At 61.2% G+C, this 4,943-nt stretch carries 1 protein-coding gene and 2 pseudogenes; all 3 read left to right on the forward strand.

The window, feature by feature from the left end; translation table 11 throughout:
* Positions 1 to 198 (forward strand): annotated as a pseudogene (locus tag AKG12_RS28760) (S-(hydroxymethyl)glutathione dehydrogenase); the annotation flags it as partial.
* 555 nt (positions 199 to 753) lie between these two features.
* The gene (locus tag AKG12_RS28765) at positions 754 to 3,414 is read left to right on the forward strand and encodes an excinuclease ABC subunit UvrA (protein ID WP_263657242.1); all 2,661 of its coding nucleotides are present in this window, start codon (positions 754 to 756) and stop codon (positions 3,412 to 3,414) included.
* Positions 3,415 to 3,679: 265 nt separating this feature from the next.
* Positions 3,680 to 4,598, forward strand: a pseudogene (locus AKG12_RS28770) (IS5 family transposase).
* Positions 4,599 to 4,943 lie beyond the last annotated feature (345 nt).

Below are 4,943 nucleotides of genomic sequence, written 5' to 3' on the forward strand. Positions count from 1 at the left end.
ACGGGCCGCGTCTGGAAGGGGTCCGCTTTCGGCGGCGTCAAGGGACGAACACAGCTCCCCGGCATGGTCGAGGACGCGATGAGAGGCGACATCGATCTGGCCCCGTTCGTTACCCACACCATGGGTTTGGAGGAGATCAACGAGGCGTTCGAACTGATGCACGAAGGCAAGTCGATCCGCACGGTCATTCACTACTGACCCGCCGATCCGAAGCGCCTCTGGCAACACCAGACATTAAGGAAGCTCCGGATGGTCGCTCCGGTTATCTCGGGTGACGGCATTTCCTTCCTCGGCGCCGACAACGTCGATCGCTCGTTCGCGTTCTAAGACGCGGCGCCAGGTCCTCGGGACCGACAACCTCGCCACCATCGGCAACGGTGGGGTGCCATACGGGAGCGACAAGCCAGCCTTCATCATGGCCCGTTCCGGCCATGATGACGTGCGCTCTGGCAACTGGGCAACGCCGCGCTTTGCGGTAACAACCGCCGGAGTGGAGTCTTTACACGCCGATAGCGGCACAGACTAGGGCCACCTGGACCACGGGCTTACCTGCCGGGTGCGTATGTGACCTCGTCGCGTAACCCGACGGAAAAAAGGTTTTCTCGTAACCTTTGTCTAAAGCCGGAAAAATATTTGAAAGTTGTCGAACATCAGGCCTGCCTGGCCGTTGGACTTATTGTATCGGCAATACATCTGTTACCCTGACCGTGATGAAACACGGGCCGCACGGGCGGATATGGCAGGAAAACTGAATTGAAGAACAAGGATATACACTCGACGACGCCGGCCTCCGATCATGGACATGCGGTGCCTCCCGCTTGCGTCCAGGTTCGCGGCGCGCGCCAGAACAACCTCAAAAATGTCGACGTCGATGTGCCGCGCGACGCCTTCGTGGTGTTCACCGGCATATCGGGCTCGGGCAAATCATCGCTCGCGTTCGGCACCCTTTATGCCGAAGCGCAGCGACGTTATCTGGAATCGGTTGCGCCCTATGCCCGTCGTCTGATCGACCAGGCCGGCGTGCCGGAGGTCGACGCGATCGACGGATTGCCGCCTGCGGTCGCGTTGCAGCAGCAGCGCGGTTCGGCCAACGCGCGATCCTCGGTCGGCAGCGTGACGACGCTCTCCAGCTTGGTGCGGATGCTTTATTCGCGCGTCGGCCAATATCCGCGCCATCAACCCATGCTTTATGCGGAGGATTTCTCCCCCAACACGGTCGCGGGGGCCTGCGCGACCTGCCACGGCATCGGCCGCGTATATGACGCGACCGAAGAGACGATGGTGCCTGACGACAGCCTCACCATTCGCGATCGGGCGATCGCCGCTTGGCCTGCCGCCTGGCATGGCCAGAATCTGCGTGATATCCTCGTTTCACTCGGATATGACGTCGATACGCCGTGGCGCGACCTGCCGAAAAAGGATCGCGACTGGATTCTCTTCACCGACGAGGCGCCGACGGTGCCGGTCTATGCCGGCCTGACGCCCGAACAGACCCGGATGGCGCTCAAGCGTCGCATGGAGCCGAGCTACCAGGGCACCTTCACCGGCGCGCGTCGCTATGTGCTGGAAACCTTCGCCAACACTAAAAGCGCGTTGATGAAGAAGCGCGTCTCGCAATATATCATCGGCCGCCCTTGCCCGACCTGCGACGGCAAGCGCCTGAAGCGCGAAGCCCTATCGGTCAAATTCGCCGGCCTCGACATTGCTGAGTTCGGCGACCTGACGGTGCTCAAGCTGAAGGACTTGCTCACGCCCGTGGCGCATGGCGAATACGGGGCGGCCTCGGCCGCCTCAACGGGCCATGTTCTGGAAAAAGCGGCCCGCGATGCAGCGGTCGAAGAACGGGTTGCCGCGGGCGGCTCTGCGCACAAGAGCGCGCCCGACGTGCGCCGCACGCCCAATCTCTCCGACGAAAAGCGGGTCGCCGCCCAACGCCTTGCCTGCGAATTGATCGAGCGCCTCGAGCCGCTGATCGATCTTGGCCTTGGCTACATTTCGCTTGACCGCAGCACCCCGACACTCTCCTCGGGAGAGCTGCAGCGCTTGCGGCTTGCCACCCAATTGTCGTCACAGCTTTTCGGCGTGGTCTATGTGCTTGACGAGCCTTCGGCAGGGTTACACCCGGCAGATGGCGAAGCCTTGCTCACTATCCTCGAGCGTCTCAAGGCGGCGGGCAACTCCCTGTTCGTCGTCGAACATGATCTCGACGTGATCCGCCACGCCGAATGGCTCGTCGATGTTGGGCCAGGAGCCGGGGAAAAGGGCGGTGAAGTCCTCTACAGCGGGCCGATAGAGGGGCTTGCCCACGTCGAGACTTCGATCACCCGCCGCTACCTGTTCGCAGAGCCGCTCCGCAGTGAGCGCACACCGCGCGATCCCAAGGCATGGCTACGCTTGGAAGGGATCAGGCGTAACAATCTTCAAGGTCTCGACGTCGAGTTTCCCATCGGCTGCTTCACCGCTGTCACCGGCGTTTCGGGATCGGGCAAATCCAGTCTTGTCAGTCAGGCGCTGCCCGAGCTCGTCACGGAACACCTCGGCGGCTCCCCCTTGGCCGAGGATGAGGATATCGATCCGCTGCTCGATGTTGCTCAGAAAGATACAGAAGGACGCATCGTCGCAGGCATGGAGCATGTTCGCAGACTGGTGCGGGTCGATCAGAAACCGATCGGCCGCACGCCGCGCTCGAACCTATCCACCTACAGCGGCATGTTCGACCATGTGCGACGGATCTTCGCTGATACGCCGCTCGCCCGCCGGCGACACTACAGCCCGGGCAGGTTCTCGTTCAACGTCGCGCAAGGCCGCTGCCCGGTGTGCGAGGGCGAGGGATACGTCATGGTGGAGCTGCTGTTCCTGCCGAGCGTTTTTGCGCCGTGCTCGACCTGTCATGGCTCTCGCTACAACCCGCAAACGCTCGAAGTTGAATGGAACGGGCGCAATATCGCCCAGGTGCTCGAACTAACGGTCGACGATGCATGCGACTTCTTCGCTGGCGAGGCATCTGTAATGCGTTCGCTCGATGTGCTGCGGGAGATCGGTCTTGGCTATCTGAGGCTCGGACAGCCGGCGACCGAGCTGTCGGGCGGCGAGGCGCAGCGCATCAAGCTAGCGACTGAACTGCAACGCGCTCAACGCGGCAACACGATCTACATCCTCGACGAGCCAACTTCGGGGCTTCACCCCTCCGATGCGGACCGGCTGATGCAACACCTGCAGGGCCTCGTCGACGTCGGCAATACGGTCGTCGTCGTCGAACATGACATGCGCGCCATCGCACAGGTGGATTGGATCATCGACCTGGGACCGGGGGCCGGGGAAGATGGCGGACGTATCATCGCCAGCGGCGTCCCTGGCGTCGTTGCGGAAGCGGAAGGCAGTCTGACCGCCCCCTATCTCAAAGCGGCGCTGTAGCCGCCTGGAAATTGGCTTCGGCGAGTGGGTATGACTGCAATGAGCCTCGTCGGTAGGATAGCCACGATAATCGCGGCTATGATGAAAGCCTCTAACCTAGGCGCGCGGGTGACAAGTTGAGGCTTCGTGGTGTTTAGCATCAGACCGATTGCTGGGCGACATTCGACTGTGCGACGGAGCGAGTTGAAGCCGCGATGGGCTTTGTTGAGCAAATGAGGGAAGGATTCCATTCGTGACTCCAGTGGGTTAATGGGCGAAGAGCTAATTGCCTCGCGCACGCTACCGCACGACGAACTGGAAGTCCTACAACGCAGCGTCCGCGCAGAGAGGTTTGCTTCAGGTCTGGTTTGATCCCGGGATGCAGTGGCTGTGTCCGCCGACCGGCAAGCGCGGGCGCCAGCCCGTCTTCTCGGACGCCGCGGTCCAGGCTTGCCTGACGCTGAAGGGAGTGTTCCAGCTTCCCTCGCGCCAGACCATAGGAACGGTTGCCAGTTTCTCGAGATGGTCGGGCCTGATTGGCCGGTACCGGATTTCAGCACCTTGAGCCGGAGGCAGGACCCTGCTTGTCGAGATCCCCTGTCAGCCCAGTTCCGGGCCGTTGCACCTGCTGATCGACAGCACTGGCATCGCGGCGGTTGGAGACGGGAATGGTGCAGGCGCGAGCATGGTCTTTTCAAAACGCCGCCAGTGGCAAAAGGTCCATTTGGGTGTAGACCTCGTATTCTGGGAAATCGGCGCTATCGAAGTGACGGGAAGCCGAGTGGGCGATGCGCCCATGCTACCCGAACTGCTGGACCAGATACCACATCATCAAGCCATCGCGAGCGTCAGCGTTGATGGCGCTTTCGACACAAGAGACTGTCACGAAGCCATTTCGCACGCGATGCCAACGCCATTACCCTTGCCCGCAGCAATGCGCAAACCTAGTCCGAAAATACGCCGGACGTTGCGGTCCGAAAGGAAATTTTTCGCTCAAGGAGGCGGTTCAGCAGAGCGCTCTGGACACGATAGAGCGGCTATCACCAGCGCAGCATGGTCGAAACAAAAACGCATTGCTCAAGTTGCCGGGCGAACGCCTCATGGCACGAGGCTTCGATCGCCAGGTCGCCGAAATGCAAATCCGCGCAGCCATCCTCAACCGCTTCACCGCGCTCCGGAGGCCTAAAACTCAGCGTGTCGAGTAACCGAGCGCATTCAAAGACCAATTGCTACCCGGTGACCGATTTGCGCAACAAAGCCACACGGGCCGTGTAAAAAAGGCCCGTGCCGCTAAAGACTGACCTGAGACCCAGCCCGGTAGACAGGCACAGGCGAATACCGCTTCGTTCTTAATCGAGGAGACCGAGAGCAGCCACGCATAAAGCGCCGCATTTCGCCAGCGCGAAGCTAGTGGCCCACCCACTGATAAACGTTGTTGTCACGATAAGATATGTGGGCGGGCCATATGGTCTGTCTGCGGATTCCGCTGTGAAGCCGGCCGCCATTCCGATCATTGACCGGCCACCGTTCCGATTTGAAGCCGGCCACCC

Source organism: Agrobacterium sp. SUL3, assembly GCF_001263295.1.
Classification (GTDB): domain Bacteria; phylum Pseudomonadota; class Alphaproteobacteria; order Rhizobiales; family Rhizobiaceae; genus Agrobacterium; species Agrobacterium tomkonis.